Source organism: Frankia sp. CeTa3Moorea, from assembly GCF_978021225.1.
Genome location: NZ_CDXDOR010000251.1, coordinates 2991 through 3922 on the forward strand (window position 1 = coordinate 2991; position 932 = coordinate 3922).

The following is a 932-nucleotide window of genomic DNA, read 5'->3' on the forward strand; positions in this document are numbered from 1 at the left end:
AGCGCCTGGCTACGGGCCTGGGTGCGCTCGGAGTCGAGCTCCTGGCGGACCCGGGGCAGCGTCAGCTCCGAGGGCAGCCGGATCAGCGCCCAGGACAGCATGTCGCGGACGAAGAAGTCCGGCTCCACCGCACAGCGCTCGATCAGGGTGTCCAGCTGCTCCGGGATCGGGTTCGACCCGAGGGCCATGGCGGCCTTCAGTCGGATCGACGCGTCGTCGGCCCCCAAGGCGTTGGCGATGCGCTCGTTCTGCGTGGCTCGATTGGTCGTTGCCATCGGGACCACCTCCTGACACGAAGCCAACACCTTGTCACCGTGTCAAGGTCAAGTCCACGACCCGGCAAATCCTCAACAATCAAGTGACCCGCGACACATCGCCGGGCCGGGGGATCACTGCGGGTTCCTGCGGGCCAGCACCCGGTAGGTGTTGGACACCCCCTTGTGCCCGCCGAGCTTCTTGGTGACGACGTCGACCAGGTAGGCCAGGGCCAGCACCGGCACGCTCGCGTTGAACGCGACCATCCGCAGCGCCGCCTTCAGCTTGGAGGGCGGCGCCGGGCGCCAAGCCAGGTCCGCCCCGCCGATCAGCCCGGCGTTGATCGAGAGCACCGCGGCGCTCACCACGTCCTGCCCGTTGTGCGGCTCGGCCCGCTGCTCGGACACCACCGTCATGCCCAGCGCCGCCAACTCGGCGCGCAGGTTGGCGATCGGGATCATGTGCAGGTGTTGCGGCTGCAACCACGAGATCCACCACTTACCCAGGACCTTGGCCCAGGTGGAGTCAGGGTCGGGCAGCTCGATGGAGAACAGCCCGCCCTCCGGCAGCGCAGCCACCGCGGCGGCCATCTCCGCCTTCGGGTCGGTGGTGTGCTCGAGGTAGTGGTACATGCTGATCACGTCGTATTGGCCCGCGAAACCGGGGGCCTCCTCGAT

At 68.3% G+C, this 932-nt stretch carries 2 protein-coding genes; both read right to left on the minus strand.

What is annotated here, in order from left to right:
• The coding region (locus AC08OV_RS23735; protein WP_476620350.1) for a HEAT repeat domain-containing protein at positions 1–275 on the minus strand (275 nt) is incomplete at its 3' end.
• 114 nt (positions 276–389) lie between these two features.
• Positions 390–932 (minus strand): methyltransferase domain-containing protein (locus AC08OV_RS23740; RefSeq protein WP_476620351.1); only part of this gene is annotated, 543 nt, incomplete at its 5' end.